The sequence below is a fragment of the Mucilaginibacter sp. P4_A11 genome, assembly GCF_056402535.1.
Genome location: NZ_JBFUHE010000009.1, coordinates 140,188 through 159,054, shown reverse-complemented (window position 1 = coordinate 159,054; position 18,867 = coordinate 140,188). Strand labels below are relative to the sequence as shown.

16 protein-coding genes are annotated in these 18,867 nt (G+C 43.4%); 10 read left to right on the top strand and 6 right to left on the bottom strand.

Going from position 1 to position 18,867, the window contains the following annotated elements:
* Window positions 1–57 precede the first annotated feature (57 nt).
* From tal to AC1DUD_RS18470, 5 genes are all read right to left on the bottom strand, one after another.
* On the bottom strand, window positions 58–1,146 hold the full coding sequence (gene tal / locus AC1DUD_RS18490; RefSeq protein WP_477377018.1) for a transaldolase: 1,089 nt from the start codon (window positions 1,144–1,146) through the stop codon (window positions 58–60).
* A gap of 261 nt (window positions 1,147–1,407) precedes the next feature.
* Entirely contained in the window at window positions 1,408–2,115 is a 708-nt protein-coding gene (gene rpiA / locus AC1DUD_RS18485; RefSeq protein ID WP_477377016.1) for a ribose 5-phosphate isomerase A, read from the bottom strand.
* A 74-nt stretch (window positions 2,116–2,189) separates the two neighbouring features.
* Window positions 2,190–4,193 carry a transketolase gene (gene tkt / locus AC1DUD_RS18480; protein ID WP_477377014.1) on the bottom strand — a complete coding sequence of 668 codons (2,004 nt, stop codon included), beginning with the start codon at window positions 4,191–4,193 and terminating at the stop codon, window positions 2,190–2,192.
* 40 nt (window positions 4,194–4,233) lie between these two features.
* Entirely contained in the window at window positions 4,234–4,989 is a 756-nt protein-coding gene (locus tag AC1DUD_RS18475) for an ROK family protein (RefSeq protein ID WP_477377012.1), read from the bottom strand.
* A 241-nt stretch (window positions 4,990–5,230) separates the two neighbouring features.
* On the bottom strand, window positions 5,231–7,615 hold the full coding sequence (locus tag AC1DUD_RS18470; protein WP_477377010.1) for an alpha-L-rhamnosidase-related protein: 2,385 nt from the start codon (window positions 7,613–7,615) through the stop codon (window positions 5,231–5,233).
* A gap of 324 nt (window positions 7,616–7,939) precedes the next feature.
* Here AC1DUD_RS18470 and AC1DUD_RS18465 point away from each other — a divergent pair, with 324 nt between their 5' ends.
* The 10 genes from AC1DUD_RS18465 (at window position 7,940) to AC1DUD_RS18420 (ending at window position 17,945) form a co-directional block, all read left to right on the top strand.
* Window positions 7,940–10,348: a DUF2339 domain-containing protein gene (locus AC1DUD_RS18465; RefSeq protein WP_477377008.1), complete on the top strand. Its 2,409-nt coding sequence runs from the start codon at window positions 7,940–7,942 to the stop codon at window positions 10,346–10,348.
* Entirely contained in the window at window positions 10,341–11,558 is a 1,218-nt protein-coding gene (locus tag AC1DUD_RS18460) for a hypothetical protein (RefSeq protein WP_477377006.1), read from the top strand. The genes AC1DUD_RS18465 and AC1DUD_RS18460 overlap by 8 nt, the downstream gene beginning before the upstream one ends.
* A 153-nt stretch (window positions 11,559–11,711) precedes the next feature.
* Entirely contained in the window at window positions 11,712–12,341 is a 630-nt protein-coding gene (locus AC1DUD_RS18455) for a SprT-like domain-containing protein (RefSeq protein ID WP_477377004.1), read from the top strand.
* 165 nt (window positions 12,342–12,506) lie between these two features.
* A complete protein-coding gene (locus AC1DUD_RS18450) occupies window positions 12,507–13,145 on the top strand; it encodes an MBL fold metallo-hydrolase (RefSeq protein WP_477377002.1) in 639 nt (212 codons plus the stop codon).
* A 63-nt stretch (window positions 13,146–13,208) separates the two neighbouring features.
* Complete coding sequence (locus tag AC1DUD_RS18445) at window positions 13,209–14,435, top strand: FtsX-like permease family protein (RefSeq protein WP_477377000.1); 1,227 nt, start codon at window positions 13,209–13,211, stop codon at window positions 14,433–14,435.
* Window positions 14,436–14,450: 15 nt separating this feature from the next.
* A complete protein-coding gene (locus AC1DUD_RS18440; RefSeq protein WP_477376999.1) occupies window positions 14,451–14,816 on the top strand; it encodes a hypothetical protein in 366 nt (121 codons plus the stop codon).
* Window positions 14,817–14,916: 100 nt separating this feature from the next.
* Window positions 14,917–15,294 carry a 30S ribosome-binding factor RbfA gene (rbfA, locus tag AC1DUD_RS18435; protein ID WP_091210067.1) on the top strand — a complete coding sequence of 126 codons (378 nt, stop codon included), beginning with the start codon at window positions 14,917–14,919 and terminating at the stop codon, window positions 15,292–15,294.
* 9 nt (window positions 15,295–15,303) lie between these two features.
* Entirely contained in the window at window positions 15,304–16,011 is a 708-nt protein-coding gene (locus AC1DUD_RS18430; protein WP_477376996.1) for a peptidoglycan DD-metalloendopeptidase family protein, read from the top strand.
* Between the two features lie 482 nt (window positions 16,012–16,493).
* Window positions 16,494–17,171 (top strand): energy transducer TonB, encoded by a 678-nt coding sequence (locus tag AC1DUD_RS18425; protein WP_477376994.1) that lies wholly within the window; start codon window positions 16,494–16,496, stop codon window positions 17,169–17,171.
* A 285-nt stretch (window positions 17,172–17,456) separates the two neighbouring features.
* Window positions 17,457–17,945, top strand: a complete 489-nt coding sequence (locus AC1DUD_RS18420; RefSeq protein WP_477376992.1) for a hypothetical protein — start codon at window positions 17,457–17,459, stop codon at window positions 17,943–17,945.
* Here AC1DUD_RS18420 and AC1DUD_RS18415 read toward each other — a convergent pair whose 3' ends face one another.
* Window positions 17,946–18,791 carry a hypothetical protein gene (locus AC1DUD_RS18415; RefSeq protein WP_477376990.1) on the bottom strand — a complete coding sequence of 282 codons (846 nt, stop codon included), beginning with the start codon at window positions 18,789–18,791 and terminating at the stop codon, window positions 17,946–17,948.
* Window positions 18,792–18,867: the final 76 nt, after the last annotated feature.

Below are 18,867 nucleotides of genomic sequence, written 5' to 3'. Positions count from 1 at the left end.
TCTACGTAAAAACAAAAAATCCTTACTTAGACCTTAAGCCTTCCGACTCAGAACTTATTACTTGTTTTTCTGTGCTTCGATTGCGCTCAACAGCTTTTCAAATGGCTTGTTGAATTTCTCGATGCCTTCATCTTCTAATTGCTGGGTTACAGCAGCAAGGTCGATACCCAAAGAAGGTAGTTTAGCTAAGATCTCGGTAGCTTTATCTAAACCGGCTTCTAAAGTGTTAGCAGCAACACCGTGATCACGGAAAGCTTCAACAGTTTCCAAAGGAACGGTATCAACGGTATCCGGGCCAATCAGTGCCTCAACGTATTTGGTATCTTTAAATGCAGGGTTTTTGCTGCCGGTACTTGCCCATAGCAAACGCTGTGGCTGTGCACCCTGGTCGGCAAGTTTTTGCCACCTTTCGCCGCTGAATACCCTTTTGTAAATTTCGTAAGCTTTTTTAGCTGACGCGATTGCGACCTCGCCATACAGCTCTTTTTCGCCTTTTGCTTCGATAATAGGATCAACAACAACATCAATACGGCTCAGGAAGAAACTGGCTACTGATGCAATATGGGCAATCTTATGACCTGCAGCTAAATGCTCTTCCAGACCTGCAATGTAGGCTTCAGTTACTTCTTCATAACGCTCTAAACCAAACAGCAGGGTTACGTTGATGTTGATACCTTTTGCAATTGATTGCTGAATAGCCGCCAAACCCGGTTTAGTACCAGGGATCTTGATCATTACGTTTTCACGGTCAACTTTTTTCCAAAGTTCTTCGGCTTGTTTAGCAGTACCTTCGGTATCTAAAGCAAGGAATGGAGAAACTTCAAGGCTCACATAACCATCAACTTTGTTTGATTCTTCGTAAACACCTTTAAACAGGTCGGCAGCAGCCTGGATATCTTTAACAGCTATTTCAAAAAACAGCTTTTCGTTATCGCTTTCAGATTTAAGTGCAGCGATATCAGCATCATAATCAGAACTGCTGCTGATAGCTTTTTCAAAAATTGCAGGATTTGAAGTAACGCCGCGTACGCCGTCAACGTCAATTAATTGTTTAAGTTTTCCTGAAGAAATGATCTCACGGTCAATAAAATCAAGCCAGATACTCTGACCAAAACCATGTATCTGCGCTACGTTATTAGTTGCCATAATAGGGTTTGTTTTTTTGTTTGTTAATTATTTTGTTAAAAGCGCGATGAAGGTAGTAAAAATTGCTACCAAATCGGTCTGTTATGTAAAGTTCTTAATAAGAATGCCGGCAATTGTAAGATTTATATCATACTTTGTTAACATATCCTGGTTAAGTCCCCGGTTTTTAGCAGTAAATGCCCGTTTTTAGTTTCAGTAGTAAGTCAAAAGTCTCATTTTCTTTATGATTTCGAGCCAAAGACTTCAAACTTAAGGCTAAACCTAACTATTTGAGGCCATGATAATATTCACATCAAAGCCAATAAAAAGTCCGCTCTCAATTACTCCTGTTATCGATTTAATATCTCTTTCAAAACTTTTACCGATCTCATCAAATTTGCAATCCAATACCAGGTTGCCATTTTCTGAAATTATCGGGCCGTCCTTACCTTTTGCCGGACGGATGGTCAATTCGGTAGCTCCCAGGCTTTTCAACTCCTTTTCCACATAAGGCAGGGCCTGCGGGAAAACCTCAATAGGCACAGGAAATTTCGAGCCTAACTTATCAACCATTTTTGATTCGTCGACTATGATATAACTAACCGCACTTGAGCTTATGAGCAACTTCTCTTTGAACATGGCCCCTCCGCGCCCTTTGATCAGACTTTTATCAGGGTCAACCTCATCTGCACCGTCAAAAAGCCAGTCGGGTTTATATTCATACAGCGTTGTTACCGGCAAGCCTAATTTGGCGCAAAACATAGAAAGCTCCACCGAAGTAGGGATAGCCTTCACATTTAGTTTTTCGTCTTTCACCCTTTGGGCGATAGCCACCAGGGCCAGGTATGATGTTGAACCTGAGCCAACACCTATAATATCGCCATCCTTAACTTTTGCTGCAATTTCGGCAGCTACCTTTTGTTTGCCTTCGATGTTGATGATCTTATCGGCCCACTCCAGGTTATTTATCAGGTTGCTGTTCCAGTTCATTTTTTGGTGAATGGAGAGCGGTGAGTGGTGAGTGGTGAATAGACAACTACTCACCGCTCACTATTCACTACTCACTATAATAATGCTTTTGCTTTTTTAACAACGTTATCAACAGTGAAACCGAAGTGTTTGTAAAGGTCTTCGGCAGGGGCTGATTCCCCAAAGGTGGTCATGCCCAGCATGTCGCCTTCGTCGGTAATATATTTATGCCAGCCCATTGGCGACGCCATTTCAACAGCTAAACGTTTTTTGCTTGCTTTCGGGAATACCGACTCTTTGTAAGCCGCATCCTGTTTTTCAAACAGCTCCCATGATGGCATACTTACCACGCGGGTTGAGATACCTTCAGCTTCCAATTTAGCCTGTGCATCCATGATCAATGCAACTTCCGAACCAGTAGCGATCAGGATCAGATCAGGGCCTTTACTGCCTTCAGAAAGCACATAAGCACCTTTTTCCAGGTTTTCGGCTTTGCCATATTTATCCTGGTCAAGGATAGGTAAACCCTGGCGGGTAAAGATCAGCACAGTTGGGCCGCCTTTTTTCTCGATAGCAACGCGCCATGCATGTGCACTTTCGTTGGCATCAGCCGGGCGGATCACGGTTAAGTTTGGTATCGAACGTAAAGAAGCCAGTTGCTCAATAGGCTGGTGGGTAGTGCCATCCTCACCTAAACCGATACTATCGTGGGTATAAACGAAGATCGGGTTTATTTTCATGATGGCAGCCAAACGGATTGGCGGGCGCATATATTCCGAGAACATCAGGAATGTAGCACCGAAAGGTAACAAACCTTTGGTTAAAGCCATACCATTTAAAGCCGAACCCATAGCATGCTCACGGATACCGAAGTGGAAGTTGCGGCCTGCGCGATTTTCTGATGTAAATGAATCGTACTCTTTCAGGTTGGTTTCTGTAGATGGGGCAAGATCGGCCGCGCCACCGATCAGGTTTGGCAATGCCGGAGCGATTGCGTTCAATACTTTGCCTGATGCCTGGCGGGTTGCCATTTTAGGGTCTGAACCTTTAAATACCGGCAATTTATCTTTCCAGCCTGCAGGTAATTCACCGCTGGCAGCCAGTTCATATTCGGCAGCTAATTCAGGGAATTTCGCTTTATAATCGGCAAATAATTTGTTCCATTTTTCTTCAACAGCAGCCCCGCGTGCACCTTTGGTATGGTAGTAATCCAATACTTCGTCAGATACGTTGAATGATTTATCAGGATCGAAACCGAAGAACTGTTTTACCAGTTTAATTTCGTCACCACCCAGCGGCGAACCGTGTGAACCTGCAGTACCCGATTTATTAGGGCTACCATAAGCAATCAGCGAACGAACACGGATAAACGATGGCTTCTGAGTTTCAGATTTAGCATTGATCAAAGCCAATTCAAGCGCATGGGTATCATTAACATCGGTAAGGTCCTGTACGTGCCAGCCGTATGCGCGGAAACGGGCGCTTACATCTTCATTAAAAGCAATATCTGTGCTGCCTTCAATGGAAATGTGGTTATCATCATATAAATAGATGAGGTTACCCAATTGCAGATGACCTGCTAACGATGCAGCTTCAGAAGTTACACCTTCCATCAAATCACCATCACTGCAAATAGTGTAAATATTGTAGTTGAACAGCTCAAAACCTGGCTTGTTGTAACGAGCAGCTAAATGTTTTTGCGCGATGGCAAAACCTACAGCATTGGCAAAACCCTGCCCCAGCGGACCGGTAGTTACTTCAATGCCCGGAGCCAAACCATATTCCGGGTGACCGGCGGTTTTGCTGTTCAGCTGGCGAAATTTTTTGATATCATCTAAAGAAAGATCATAGCCGGTTAAATACAAAAAGTTGTACTGTAAAATACAAGCATGGCCTGCCGAAAGGATAAACCTGTCGCGGTTTGCCCAATCAGGGTTTTTAGGGTTATAGTTCAGGAACTTGGTCCATAAAACGTGGCCCATCGGCGCCAGCGCCATTGCTGTACCAGGGTGGCCTGAATTTGCTTTTTGCACGGCATCGGCAGCTAATACCCTCACGGTATCTATCGCCAATTTTTCTATGTCTTGTTTGCTTTCCATTTTATTTGTCAGGTATTGTAGATTAGTGTTAGTTTTTAATTTATTCGGTAGGGGTCGCAATTTTGCGCTTGGTTTTGCTTTCGTCTTCGCTAACCCAAAGCCTCGCCCCACCTTTGATACCATCGGCATTGGTAACTATTTTCATGTTTTTATCAAGCTTAAAAGTAAGCTCGTCTGAATTGCCGCCGCCAATGTATAAAGTATCGTAATTGAATACAGTTTTCAGTATTTTGAAAACCTTCTTCATGCGTTTGTTCCATTTCTCTTTGCCTTCTTTCTCCAAAGCCTTCTCACCTATATAGTTATCATAGGTAATACCTTCCTTTATCGGCAAGTGGGCAAGCTCAAAGTGGGGCAATAAATGACCGTCCATTAACAAAGCGGTACCAAAGCCGGTGCCCAGGGTTATCACCATTTCAAGGCCTTTGCCGGCAACAACGCCAAGGCCCTGCATATCGGCATCGTTTACTACCTGTGTTGGTTTGCCCAATGCTTTTTCGAGTTTTTTGCTCAGATCAACGTCGGCCCAATAGTCGGTACCCAGGTTAGGGGCGGTTTTAACAATCCCGTTTTTTACATACCCGGGAAAGCCAACCGATATTTTATCATATGCCGGAAAATCCTTTACAAGTGTGTTGATAGCTTTTATGATATTTTCGGGATTTGCGGGAGCGGGAGTCGCTATCTTATCGTACTCCATTTTTAAATCCCCTTTTTTATTCAGGATAGTGGCTTTAATGTGTGAACCACCGATATCGATTGAGAGAACCCTTAGTTGGGATGGTGTTTTTTTCATTTAGCGTAATTTATTTAGCTGGTTAGCAATTTGGTGAAAACCTTAGTTCCCAGCGCATAAATATCACATTTTAATAATATCAAATTGTTAAATAATGCGATAAAATCAATTTATCCCTCTTAAGCAACAAAAGTAAAGTTAGCGCTGCTTTTATTTACTAAACCAATTTTTAAAAGTATTTTACTTATGCGTGGCAAAATCAATGTAATTAAGGTAAAATGTTAATAACCTCCTTAATTTTTTAGATAATTAAACTGTTATTACCTGTTTTTAGCGTAAAAGTTTTCCCTTTCCACACAAAAATGCCCGATGTGCTTTTTGGAAGGGTAATATTGATGTTCCATTTACCTTTATCGAACAGGTATTTAGCATAAACTTTTCCGTTAGGATGCGGCACTTCACCGCTAATATTTTTGATCTGCCCAAGGTGCGGCTCTATCTTAATTTTGCTGAAGCCCGGAGCGTAAGTATCCACACCTAATATAGTGCGGTAAAATTCGATATTAGGGCTTGCCCCCCAGGCATGGCAATCGGAACGGTTGTGGTCGAGGTCGGAGATCTCGGCCCAGGTGGTTAAACCCGCTTTAATATTATCCCTCCAGATATTGAGCCAGTTTAAATAATCATCGCCCAGGCCGCCTTTTACCATGGCCTGGTGCAGGTAATATTTAAAGTAGATGGTGCATTTGGTGAGCGTACTATCATTCAATAGTTTTAAGCTGATGTCATGTGCCGCCGGGCTGTTCACCATACCTGCTAATACCGCGACGGAATTGGTATGCTGAGAGAACAATTGTTTGTCCTCTGTGTCGGCGTAAAGCTTTTTCCCTGCATCCCAATATTTGTTTTGGATGGCAATTTTTAGCTGTGCGGCTTTGGCTTTATACATTGCAGCGAATGCCGGCATCCCCATCTTTACTTCCATTTCGGCAGCTTGCTGGTAGGCCCACATCAATTGCATGTCTAATATTGCCGATGTGCCTTTGGCGCTTTTAGGGGCCTGACCAAAATCCCAGCCCTTGTCGTTCACCCAGTCAACAAATGTCCAGTAAGGGGTATCTTTTAAAGAGCCATCGGCCTGCTGGTATTTGCTGAAAAAGTTGAGCACATCGCGCATGCCGGGCAGCTTATCCTTTATAAATAAACTATCGGGCCGGTACATCCAATAATCGTGCAGCATGCCGATATACCATAATGAAAAGGTGGAAATAATTTGCGGCGAGAACGAAGGGTGACGGCTCAGCGTGATCCCTTCGGCCAGGCGGGAATGATCCATCTGGTTGATGGCATTGCGCACCAGACGGTCGTCGCCGCTGTTATAAAAAGATACAAGTGCCTGAATGCGGGTATCGCCTACGTATTGTAGCTGCTCGTAGTAAGGGCAGTCGGTATAGGTTTCACCGGCGCAAAGGCGGGCGGTGCGCCAGCCGATATCCAGCATCTGCTGCATTTCGGAATTGGGCGTTTCCAGTTTGGCATTCATTTTAAACGGATAGCCGGTGAACGTTCCGTAAATATCGTCAATAACCAATGGCTCATCTTTGGTGGTTATTTTCACCTCAACATACCTGAATGTGCGCCATGTTAAAGTAGTAAATGAATTACCGGAGGCTCCATCGGAAACAATACTATCCCGCCTGCCAACAAAGATTTTTCCATCCACATCGTTCCGGTTACCTTTAACTGTGCCTTCGGGGCCGGTCAATGTTTTAAACAATGATTCGGTATAACTGATGCCGATACCTGCATTTTTCCCCTTGCTGAAGTTCAATGTTAAAAACGCGTTGGTTAAATAGGTTTGATCAAGTAACAGCGTAGCCGAGGTATTGGCCGGAATAGTAATAGCTGTTTTAGTTGCAGGGAATATAGACGGAATACTTACACCATCTGCCTTTCTTAACACCGGGATCCTTTGTGTGGTCATTTCCATGGCGGGTATTGATGATGGCACCAACATCCAGCCAAATGCGTTGGTTACGCCTTTGGGGTTTCCGTTATCTATGCGGGTAGCGTTTTTCCAGCTACTGTCGTCGAGCCCTGCGGTATTCCAATCCTTTACCGATTGGTTCAGATCTATCCGTTCACCCGGACCTGCAACATAATAAGGATGCCAGCCGATACCTGTAATAGGTTGAAATGATTTATCCTGGATGCACTTCCACGTTTTATTGGTGTTGATGATCTCTTCGGCCGGGGTGTCACCCTGCATAATGAAACCTGTTTGCAGTGAGATCTGCGCTTCGGGACGATAATCACCATCGTTCCAAACTACGGCTGCAACCAGGTTTTTGCCTGCCTGGAGATATGGAGCAAGATCGACCGTTTCATAATTCCAGTAATAGGTATCGCCGCGGGCCGGGCCTAATGAAACCAGTGTTTGATTAACATAAAGTTTATAGCGGTTATCGGCAGATACATGAACAATAAAGGTGGCCGGTTTAGCTGCAAGCTCGATGCTTTTTCTAAAGTAATAAACGCCGTAATCTTTTAACGGTTCCTGAGGAACGGTGATCCATGATGCTTTCCACTGGTATTTTAAAAGTGGCGGATTGATGGTTTGCGCATAAGCGGATGCTGTTGTAAAAAGAAAAAATGCCAAAACGCAGCGTATAAAAAATGCCTTCATGAAATAGTGCGGTTTATAGGTGGTTAGTAATTGCCTGTACAGCTAAATTACAATTAAAGGCTGATTATTATTTTCGGTTCTTGAAGAAACAGATAGAAATTTTTACACGAATTTTTTCGAATTAATCTAATTACACGAATTTCAAATCGACATCAATAAAAAATTCGTGTAATTAGATTAATTGTGGCCGATTTGAAAATCAATTCGTGTAAAAATTCTTTCTATTAAATCGGCCCATTTTAAAAGGGTTTACTAATCGTTATCTATCCCGATAGCAGATTATTTTATAATTCCATTATCTTTATTTTTTACAAACCTAAAACTATGGATGTATTAGCCGTTGTCTTATTAGTGGTTGTCATTGTAATGATGCTGAACCACAAGGGCAGTTTAAACAATAAGATCAGGGATCTTGAACTTAAAATACACGATTTAAAGCGTCTTGTTGAGCAGCTAAAAATAACCCGGATAGTTAGCGAAGACGTTAAAAAAGCGGAAGAGCCTGCACTGGCAATCACCCCAGCGCCACCGGTTATTCCTATCATACCTGAGCCTCCTGTTGAAAAACCGCAACCACCAGTTGAGGCCGAAATAAAACCGCAACCTGTTACGCCGCCAAAAATTGAAAGGCAACCAGAAATTATTGAGGATAATTTATCGATCATTAATCGTCCAGTAAAAACCCGTGATTTTGAGCCTGCAAAACCAGTTGAGCCAAGGCTATCCTTCTTTGAGCGCCACCCCGATCTGGAGAAATTCATCGGCGAAAACCTCATTAATAAAATAGGTATAGCCATCCTGGTACTCGCCATCGGTTTCTTTGTAAAATACGCTATCGATAATGACTGGATAGGCTTGGTTGGCCGCGTAGGTATAGGCATTGTTTGCGGCGGCATTTTAATTGGTGTTGCACATGCACTCCGCAACAGTTATAAGGCATTCAGCTCAGTGCTGGTAGGCGGCGGTTTGGCCGTGTTTTACTTTACCATAACGCTGGCATTTCAGCAGTTTCATTTGTTTAATCAAACAACAGCGTTCATCATTCTAATTGTGATCACCATTTTCGCGGTGCTGCTTTCCTTATTATATGATAAGCAGGAATTAGCTGTAACTGCATTAGTTGGTGGCTTTGCCAGTCCTTTTATGGTAAGTAACGGCAGCGCCAATTACAATGCGCTGTTCATTTACCTGCTAATATTAAATACCGGCCTGCTCATTATTGCTTATTATAAAGCTTGGCGGATACTCAATATAGTATCGTTCGGTTTTACGGTAATTGTTTTTTCAACCGTACTGTATACACTTACACCGGCTACCTATCATTTCGGTTTTATTTACGCCAGCATTTTTTACGCGCTTTATTTTGTTATCAACATAGCTAACAACGTGCGGGAGAACAAGAAATTCATAGCATCCGATTTCAGCATCCTGCTTATTAATACAGGGCTGTATTTTGCTGCCGGACTGTACCTGTTAACCATGATGCATGATGAGCAATACCGCGGCTTGTTTTGCGTGAGTTTGGCTGTAGTGAACCTGGTGCTATCATTCGTTCTGTTCCGCAATCGTAAGGTGGATACCAATATTTTGTACCTGCTTATTGGTATTACGCTAACCTTTATTTCGTTGGCTGCACCTATTCAGTTGCACGGCAATAACATTACTATTTTCTGGGCGTCGGAAACGGTGCTGCTTTACTGGTTATACCTGCGCTCGGGTATACAATTGATGAAATTTACATCCGTTTTTTTATGGATAGCCATGTTGCTAAGTTTATCAATGGACCTGTACCAAACCTATTTAAACTATAGCGAAAGCCTCACCATAATAGCTAATAAAGGGTTTATAACCACGGTATTCGCTGCCATCAGTTCATTTTTACTTTCGGTATTGGTTAAAAGGGACGCAACCAAACAGGACCATACTGAAGTTTTTACCGAACAACTTTTTGGGGTAGCGGCACTTGTACTTTTATTTTTAAGCGGCCTGCTGGAGATCAACCACCAGTTCCTTAACCATTACCCGGATACCGGGCTTAATATTTTATACGTAATGGTTTATACACCTGTGTTTGTATTTATTTATTACACAATATCATCTAAAATAGAGGTAATCAATTTTGCCGGTGGCGTGAAACTTACCATCCTGCTCATCTGTGTAATTGTTTACCTGGTACTTACACCGCAATACTATTCACTGCAGCATTTAATGCTCGAGGGCGGTAAACCATCAACAAGTCATTTTATTGCACATTGGATTGGGGCGGTATTTACGGGCTTGCTGTTTTACAGGGTGATCCGCCTGTGCCAGCAAAATATGGACGAGGGCCTGAAAAAAGTATTCACCTGGTTATTGAGCGCCGGTGTTGTTTTGTTTTTAAGCTTTGAGGTAAGCCTGATGAGCAACCTGCTATTCTTCAGCAAAGCAAACCCTATTGATCAAATAGAAACCGTGTATGTAAAAACCGGTCTGCCTGTATTATGGGGACTGCTTTCCTTCGCACTGATGTGGCTGGGGATGCGGTATAAGCTGCGGATAATGCGAGTTGCATCGTTAACGCTTTTCTCGCTTACCTTATTAAAACTATTTTTGTTCGATATCAAAAACATCCCGGTTTGGGGTAAAATAGCTGCTTTCTTTTGTTTGGGGGTACTGCTCCTAATTGTGGCGTTTATGTACCAGCGAACAGCAAAAAAATCCATTGCCGATGATGAAGCTAAAAAAAATGAATAGGCTAACACTTTTTATACTGCTGCTTTGCGGGGTGATATTACCGGCATCAGCACAAAAAAACTTTAAATATAAAGCCCCGCTGCAACAAATTGACAGCACCGGATTTTACCGCATTGGCTTGCAACCGGCGTTGGTAGCAAAGGCCAAACCTGATCTGTCGGATATTCGCATTGCAGATGCGAAAGGTAATTTTGTGCCTTACATCCAGGCAGGTAGTCTCCCGCAAAAAAGCCAGAAAAGCTTTGTTGTTTTTCCGGAGATAACCAATGCCCCTAAAACCGATACCAGCACCGTTTTCATTATCGAAAATAAAACCGGACTGGTGCTTGACCGCCTCTGGATCAGGTTGCAAAACACCGCTGTAAAACGTAAAGTGAACCTGCTGGGCAGTGACGATCAGAACCAGTGGTTTGCCATACAGGAAGATATTCCGCTACAGGAAGCTGTACAAAACAGTGAAGGCACTTATCTGCAATCACTATCCTTCCCGGCAAGTAATTACCGATACCTTAAAATCCAGGTAAACGACAAGAACAAAAACCCGGTTAAATTTTTACAGGCCGGTATTTATACCGAATACGCATCGGCAGCCCAAAGTTATATTGTCATTGCGCCTGTAAACATTATCCGTGCGGACAGCAATAAAACTACCTACATTGATGTAAAGTTGAATGATAAATACCAGGTAAACAGGCTGCACCTCAACGTCAGCGCGCCGAGGTACTATAAACGCGGCGTTGCGGTTTATCAATTTGTGAATAACGGCAAAGAATTGCTTAGTGAAGCCGAACTGTCATCAGATAAAACCCCCGATCTGCTGATAGCTGCTAAAACCAGCCACCTGCTGATAGAGATAAGCAATGGCGATAACCAACCGCTGAGCATCGGCGAGATAAAAGCCTGGCAATCCGACGAATACCTGATCAGTTATTTGGAGGCTAAGCAAACCTACCAGTTCCTGGTGGGAGACTCCCTGGCACAGGCACCGGAATATGATCTAAAGTTTTTTGCTGATAGCATCAGGGGGAATACGCCCGTTATAAAACACGAGGCTGTTATTAAAAACACAGACTACGCCGTAACTGCTAAACCGGCCGGAAAAGATTATACGGTATTGATTTGGGTTGCGATCATAGCTTCATTAGGATTGCTGTTGTTTTTAACTTTGAAGATGACTAAGGAGGTGAAGAAGAAGGAAGGGGAAAGGTAGCGTGGTCATAGTTGACTGTGCATGCCAAAAAAATTTTAGCAGTACCCGAAGTTTAAACTTTGCTTAAGTCATAGAACAATAACAAAAGAGGACGTGATCCGTGACCTATCAACAATAAGCTACAAAAACCTTATATTTGTATTGAGGTAAAAATTGGATAAAGTAAAAGTTTTAGAGAAATATTTACCGGCAGAAGCAGCCCCGCTTATTGCCCGGTGGATCGACTACTTCAAATGCGAATTTAAAATTTCGCGCAACCGCAACAGTAAGTTTGGCGATTATCGTTCACCTTATGGCGGCAAAGGGCACCGCATCTCGGTGAATTATGATCTTAACCCTTATGCTTTTTTGGTGACCACCGTACATGAGTTTGCGCACCTGCATACATGGAACGAGCATAAGCAAAAAGCCAAACCCCACGGAACGGAGTGGAAAAACAATTTCAAAAAAATGATGCAGCCATTTTTTGAAAAGGAAATTTTTCCGGCCGATGTTAAAAAGGCCATTATAAAATACCTGGATAACCCGGCGGCCTCAAGCTGTTCAGATCTTAACCTGTACCGCTCACTGCGCAAATACGATCCGCCAAAAGAATCGGAAGCAATTTTAACAGTCGAAAAGATCCCGCTTAAAGCTTTATTTAAGTTAAAGGATGGACGGGTGTTCCGCAAGGATGAAAAGCTGCGTAAACGGTTTAAATGTACTGAAGTAGCTACGCGGAGGATTTATCTGTTTAGCCCGGTAGCCGAGGTGGAATTGATTGAGGATGCGACAGCGGCTTAGGTTATTTTATTGAAGCCCTTTATAGAGGCCGTCATTGCGAGGCACGAAGCAATCCCCGATTGGCAGAGCCGCTCTGTATAGTTCGCGATTGCTTCGTGCCTCGCAATGACGATCTCTAAATCTTATTCCGAAACACCCAATCAATTTATTCCGTACTTTTACCGCATGGCAAAAGTTATATCATTTGTAAATAACCCTTACCAGGAAAATACCTATATTTTGTACGATGAAACCGGCGAATGCATGATCATTGACCCGGGCATGTATACAGCGCCAGAGCAAAACACGGTTGTCAATTTCATCAAAAGCAATAACCTGAAGCCCGTTATGCTGCTCAATACCCATTGCCACATTGACCATGTACTGGGTAATAAATTTGTGTTTGATCAGTACGGCCTTAAGCCCCGTTTCCACATCGGCGAGTCAGAAGTACTGGCAGCTGTGGTTGCTTATGCGCCCTCTATGGGTTTCCGTTATGATGTATCGCCCATGCCCGATGAGTTTTTGCCAGAAACAGGCACTATCCATTTCGGCAATACTACGCTGCATCTGATCTTTGCGCCGGGCCATTCTCCTGCGCATTTGTGTTTTTATGATAAAGAGGCTAAGGTCCTGATAGGGGGAGATGTACTGTTCAGGCAAAGTATTGGTCGTACGGATTTGCCGGGAGGTAACTTTACCCAGCTGATCGATAACATCGAAACAAAACTGTTTACCCTGCCCGATGATGTTACCGTTTATCCCGGCCACGGCCCCGAAACTACCATCGGCTACGAAAAACAAAACAATCCGTTTTTAACTTAGTTAAAAGCTTAGCAACGTTTTATCAAGCATAAGCAAAACCTGAACGTATAACCCCCAACACAATTGAACACCTCCATTTACATAGCAAAGCGGTACCTGTTCTCGGGTAAAAAAATGCATGCTATCAATATCATTTCGGGTATTTCCATGCTGGGGGTGCTTATCGGCAGCGCGGCTTTGCTCATTATTCTTTCGGTGTTCAATGGTTTTGAAAAGGTTATCCTTTCGTTATACAGCAACTTTACACCCGAAATAAAGATAGAAGCCAAACTGGGCAAAACCTTCAACCCCAATACGCCTTACTTTGCTTCATTACATAAAGATGCCCATGTATTTTCATTTACCGAAGTGCTGCAGGAAAAAGCCCTGATCAAGTATGGCGATAAACCCTTTTTAGGCACGGTAATGGGCGTAAGCGATGATTTTTTAAGAAATCCGCAGCTCGATAGTACCATAGCCAGCGGCTCGTTTACGCTTAAAAGCGGGAACCAGAATTTTGCTGTAATTGGGGCCACCATACAGGGAAACCTGGGCGTTAATGTACATGACGAGCTTTCGCCCATACAGATATTCTCGCCCCGGCGCGATGCGGAGAACTCGGCCAATCCTTTGAACGAATTTGTTGTCCGCAGTATTAATCCATCGGGCGTATTTGCCATACAACAGGAGTTTGACGATATAACCGTAACCCCAATTGAGTTTGCCCGTGACCTGCTCGACCAGCCAGTAAACGTATCTTCTCTCCAGCTTAATTTTAAACGTGGCACCAACATCGATGCCATGCAAAAAGAGATCCAGGATAAAATAGGGAAGGATTTCACCGTAAAAAACCGTAAGGAACAAAACAGCGAATTGTACAAAACACTTAATTACGAAAGCTGGGCCGTTTACATGATCCTTACCTTTGTACTGATCATCGCAATATTTAATATCATTGGCTCGTTAACCATGCTGGTTATCGATAAGCGCAAGGATATTGCCATCTTAAGCGGACTGGGGGCCAATAAAAGCATGATCCAGGGGATCTTCTTTTTTGAGGGGATGATGATCACTGCAATCGGCTGTGTCATTGGGATAGCACTGGGCACCATTTTTTGTGTGTTGCAGCAGCATTACGGCTGGATAAAAATGGGGGCTAAAATGACAGTACTGGACTCATACCCCATCGATCTTAAAATTAAGGATTTTGGCCTCGTGCTCCTGACCGTTGGAGGGATTTCGGTAATAGCGGCCGGCATCAGCGCCCGTTTAAGTATTAAAGGATTGGATGAAATCAAACAGGATTTGTAAATTTGCCGGATGGGTATGAGGTATATCAAAGTTTTTGTTTTGCTGCTGATTGTTATTACTGTTTACGCATGTAATAATGATGCCCATAAAAATGAGCAGGTTACGCTTTATAAAGGCTTATACAGCGCCGGCCCCGAAATAAAATCATTTAAAGATTGCGACAGCGGGCAGGAGTTTTGGGCCGTTGACAGTTCGGCCCAGCTTGAATTGCAGTATTCACAGCTCAACTTCGAAAAACCATACGAACCTGTTTATGTAGAAGTTGAAGGCATCAAAGCCAAATCGGGCAAAGCAGGGATGGGGTCAGAATATGACAGCACCATAGTTGTAAAAAAAGTAGTAAAAATAACCAAAGAAATTCCGCAGGACGTTTGTAATTAACACCCTGCCGCCATTGTTAATAAAAGCCTAAAACAATAACTTAGGCTTTTGCATTAAGCATTAAATACTCATCTGCCTTATCGGCGTTAACTAACAACCAATGGAATCAAAACGTCAGCAAAAATTTGCCGGAGTAATACAGGAAGACCTTGCAACTATTTTTCAGCGCGAAGGCATGAATTATTTGCCTAATACCCTGATAACTATCACCAAGGTACGCGTAACGCCCGATTTGGCCATAGCCCGTATATTTTTAAGCTTTTTAGGTAACCCCAATGTGCAAACCGCGTTGCATACCATCAAATCGCATGCTTCCGAAATCAGGTATAAACTGGGCGCGCGCATTAAAGACCAGGTAAGGATTATCCCGCAGCTAGAATTTTTTGTTGATGATACCAGCGAATACGTTGAACGTATGGACAAGATCTTTGATAAGATCAGCAAAGAGGAACGCCAGCCCGATACCGAAGAAAACTAATACCCACTGATGGACCGGCACGCGCTGTTTGCTAATTACATCAACAATCATCCCGAAGCCATTGGCAAAGTGGTTGATTTTGATGCAGATCATGACCGCCTTTATCATTTTGACCTTACTGCCGCCAATAAGGAGTTGACGGCAGAGGTTATTAACAAACCCTGGCTGTTTAACCAATTGGTTAGCGATAAACTGCGTAACAACAATTGCCGTTACGGCATTGGCGGGTACATGGAGCACCGCACCATTTATGCTTTCAGCAGCCATTTTGATACTGATGATGAGCCCCGGCGTCTGCATTTAGGTGTTGATATCTGGTGCGATGCAGGCACGCCTGTATACGCCCCGCTTGATGGCGTTGTGCACAGCTACTACGATAACAACAACATTGGTGATTACGGGCCAACCATTATCTTACAGCACAATCTGGATGGTCTAACCTTGTACAGCCTTTACGGCCATTTAAGCCGAACAAGTTTAGAAGGCATGCCTACAGGCAAGCCCGTATTTAAGAACCAGCAGATTGCAACTTTTGGCAATTCTAATGAAAACGGCCACTGGCCACCACACCTGCATTTCCAGCTGATGTTTGATATGGAAGGTAAAAAGGGCGATTATCCCGGCGTTGGCAAATTTTCAGAAAAAGAGATCTGGCAAAAGAATATCCCCGATCCGGGGTTGATATTGAGGTTTCCGGATGCGGTGAATGTGGGGTAAGGATATAGCAACAGCTTTATCTCTACCCGTCATTGCGAGTAACAATCAGGGAATCCCTGGAAAAAATTGTGATGACGTGTAAAATATGTTTTAGGGATTTTGTGAGGGGGCGCGTTAGGGATTGCAGTGTAAAGCCCACAGCGCGTGAAGGGAATGCGGGCAGGAAAGGCGAGGACTTGTAACGAAAAGCCCGGGCCGGAGGCAACGCCCACGTTAGAAAATCGACTTTGAAAACACATTTAATAATCAACGCGTTACGATTACATCATTATAAGGTACGAAGACAACCGAACAACGGGAGCTCATTAATACCTATAAAAAACAAATTATAACTATTAATAATCCCCTACATGTAGAGGGGCTGCGCAAATCCGCCCTGCACAGTTCGCGATTGCTTTGTACCTCGCAATGACGATTTTTTCGTACTCCCACCCAATAAAATTCCCAAACATAATCCCCAATTTATTGTCGATATTTATACTATGCTTAAAGAGCTGTACTTCCATATCGCATTGATCATTTTTACCGTAGGCAATTCATTTGCCCAGCAACCTGCATTTAAAGGCGGACAGCAGGCACTTAATGACTTTCTGAAGGCTAAGATCATCTACCCTGAATACTCGCGGCAAAACTGCATTTCGGGCAGTATCAATGTTTCATTCATGATTGATAAAGACGGTGTGGTACATGATGCTAAAGTGCAGGATGGCCCCGGCATTGATCTGGACGATGAGGCTTTGAGGGTTATTAAACTTACCTCGGGCCAATGGGCAATCCCGGCAGGATACAATCTTAAAACCACAATTGTTCAACCCATCCGCTTTGACCCCGACCCGGCACGTTGCGGGCCTGCAAATATCCGTGATATGCAAAGCGCCATTGCCAGCTATAAAGCCCAGCAGGAACTTGAAAATGCCGTTACCAATTACTACATCAATAAATACAAAGGCAAGGCCGATACCTCCAAAGAGGCTATCATCATCAACCTCAAAAAACAGCTTGGCTACGATGACGATTTCATAAACGATGTACTAAGCCAGGCCAGCGAAAAATTTAAACAAGGCGACAAAGAAGGCGCCTGCCATGACTGGACTTTTATCCGCAACATTGGCAGCGATAAAGCCGATAATTTTATCAGGAAGTATTGCGCAGCACGCTAATCTCCTAAATGCCTCTACTCAGTTTTAATGGTGAAAAAGGGTCATTGCGAGCGTAGCGTGGCAATCGCTTGGAAGCATATCCGCCCTGTGTAGTATGCGATTGCCGCGTCGCACCCGGGCTCATTTCCGTTTCGTTCTCGCAATGACATAGTTTTTGCCTTCCCGAGTCACGCACTTGTTAAAAACGGACGCGAGTTAAATTTCCCACTCACTACCTAAAATCTTTGCGTCCTAGCGCCTTTGCGAGACACCCGCAATCCATAAATTTCTTACCTTGCCAGGGTTATGAAAACCGAACCTGAACTTCGCAAAAAAATAAAAAACTGGGTAATTGTATTTATCATAGGGCTGATATTAAGCGGCGTAACCGCATTCCCTATCGAAACTGAACTTGCTTTCTTCGCAAATCATTCAGCCATATTTCCTGAATTTATGCAGAGCTGGATAACCAACGTGTATCTCGCGGTAAAAACTACCAACCAAAACTATCCTTACCTGGCCTACGGTACTGATTGGCTGGCTTTTGGTCACCTGGTTATTGCTATGGCATTTGTTGGTCCGCTGAAAGATCCGGTTAAAAACATTTGGGTGATTGAGTTTGGCATGATTGCCTGCATAATGGTATTTCCGCTGGCCTTTATAGCAGGGCCTATCCGCGGCATCCCTGTTTACTGGCGGTTTATCGACTGCTGCTTTGGCATTTTCGGGATCATGCCGCTTTATATTGTTTACAGGGATATTAAAAAACTGGAAGCAATGCCCTCAGGTAAGTAATCAGGCCCGTTTGTTTTTCTTCGCCTGCCCTGATTCGACAATATTGGTATTGAGCGGGTTCCTTTTCGCGGCTTTTTCCTTTTCCAAAATATACTCAACGATCAGGCGGCCCATTTTTTGTTTGCCAGCGGTTGAAAGGTGCCCGCTGTTCCGGTACAATATCTTATGTTTTTCGTAATCGTCGCACACTAAATTAAATGGCACAACAATGGTCGAATCATTCAGATGGGTATCTTTCAGCATTTCGTTTGCCTGTTTCCGATATCCATCCAAGCTCCGGGTGTTACCATTATCAATCAGCAGGGACGAAACCTCATTGCGTACCTTCTTCAGGATATCAAGGCTGTCTGTTTCTTCTTTAAAGCCAAACTCCGGCATGGTTACAAACACAGGTTCAATGTTGTTACGGGCCAGATCGCTAATGATCAGCGAGCAATAGTATGCATAAAACTTGGCGCCCATTTCACCCTCAGCATCACTGGTACCGGCCAAAATAATGCAGTAATCAAGGTTATGGTGCAGAATTTCGTTGCTGGAATAAGGCTGTTCCGGGTTAGCATATAAGTTATCGTAGATCTGTTTGGTTTTAGCTTCGGGTTGCCCAAACGAGATCACTTCTGTACTGATGCCCCGTTTTGAAAACTCATCCCTTATAATGGTATCTATGGTTATCCCGGTGGCCCAGCTATCGCCAATGATCCCCACTCTTAAAGCATCATTTTTATGCTTCTTTTCGGGCACAAAGGGGTGCCTTTTCTCAAACGAATAGCGTTGGTATATATAAAAACCAAAACCGGTTGTTACTATTAATAACAATAGCAGCAATAGCCTTAATTTAAATTTCATTCAGATATAAATTTCAAATACGGGGGAAATAATGAAAACATCTTTCCATAGCCGCACAAATGTAAATCTACGGCTT

What these genes read in the sequence shown, in the direction of transcription:
- AC1DUD_RS18470 (WP_477377010.1), bottom strand. Translation starts at nt 7,615, where the DNA reads ATGAAGGCATTTTTTATACGCTGCGTTTTGGCATTTTTTCTTTTTACA.
- rpiA (WP_477377016.1), bottom strand. Translation starts at nt 2,115, where the DNA reads ATGAACTGGAACAGCAACCTGATAAATAACCTGGAGTGGGCCGATAAG.
- tkt (WP_477377014.1), bottom strand. Translation starts at nt 4,193, where the DNA reads ATGGAAAGCAAACAAGACATAGAAAAATTGGCGATAGATACCGTGAGG.
- AC1DUD_RS18450 (WP_477377002.1), top strand. Translation starts at nt 12,507, where the DNA reads ATGGCAAAAGTTATATCATTTGTAAATAACCCTTACCAGGAAAATACC.
- AC1DUD_RS18425 (WP_477376994.1), top strand. Translation starts at nt 16,494, where the DNA reads ATGCTTAAAGAGCTGTACTTCCATATCGCATTGATCATTTTTACCGTA.
- AC1DUD_RS18440 (WP_477376999.1), top strand. Translation starts at nt 14,451, where the DNA reads ATGAGGTATATCAAAGTTTTTGTTTTGCTGCTGATTGTTATTACTGTT.
- AC1DUD_RS18420 (WP_477376992.1), top strand. Translation starts at nt 17,457, where the DNA reads ATGAAAACCGAACCTGAACTTCGCAAAAAAATAAAAAACTGGGTAATT.
- AC1DUD_RS18460 (WP_477377006.1), top strand. Translation starts at nt 10,341, where the DNA reads ATGAATAGGCTAACACTTTTTATACTGCTGCTTTGCGGGGTGATATTA.
- rbfA (WP_091210067.1), top strand. Translation starts at nt 14,917, where the DNA reads ATGGAATCAAAACGTCAGCAAAAATTTGCCGGAGTAATACAGGAAGAC.
- AC1DUD_RS18430 (WP_477376996.1), top strand. Translation starts at nt 15,304, where the DNA reads ATGGACCGGCACGCGCTGTTTGCTAATTACATCAACAATCATCCCGAA.
- tal (WP_477377018.1), bottom strand. Translation starts at nt 1,146, where the DNA reads ATGGCAACTAATAACGTAGCGCAGATACATGGTTTTGGTCAGAGTATC.
- AC1DUD_RS18465 (WP_477377008.1), top strand. Translation starts at nt 7,940, where the DNA reads ATGGATGTATTAGCCGTTGTCTTATTAGTGGTTGTCATTGTAATGATG.
- AC1DUD_RS18475 (WP_477377012.1), bottom strand. Translation starts at nt 4,989, where the DNA reads ATGAAAAAAACACCATCCCAACTAAGGGTTCTCTCAATCGATATCGGT.
- AC1DUD_RS18415 (WP_477376990.1), bottom strand. Translation starts at nt 18,791, where the DNA reads ATGAAATTTAAATTAAGGCTATTGCTGCTATTGTTATTAATAGTAACA.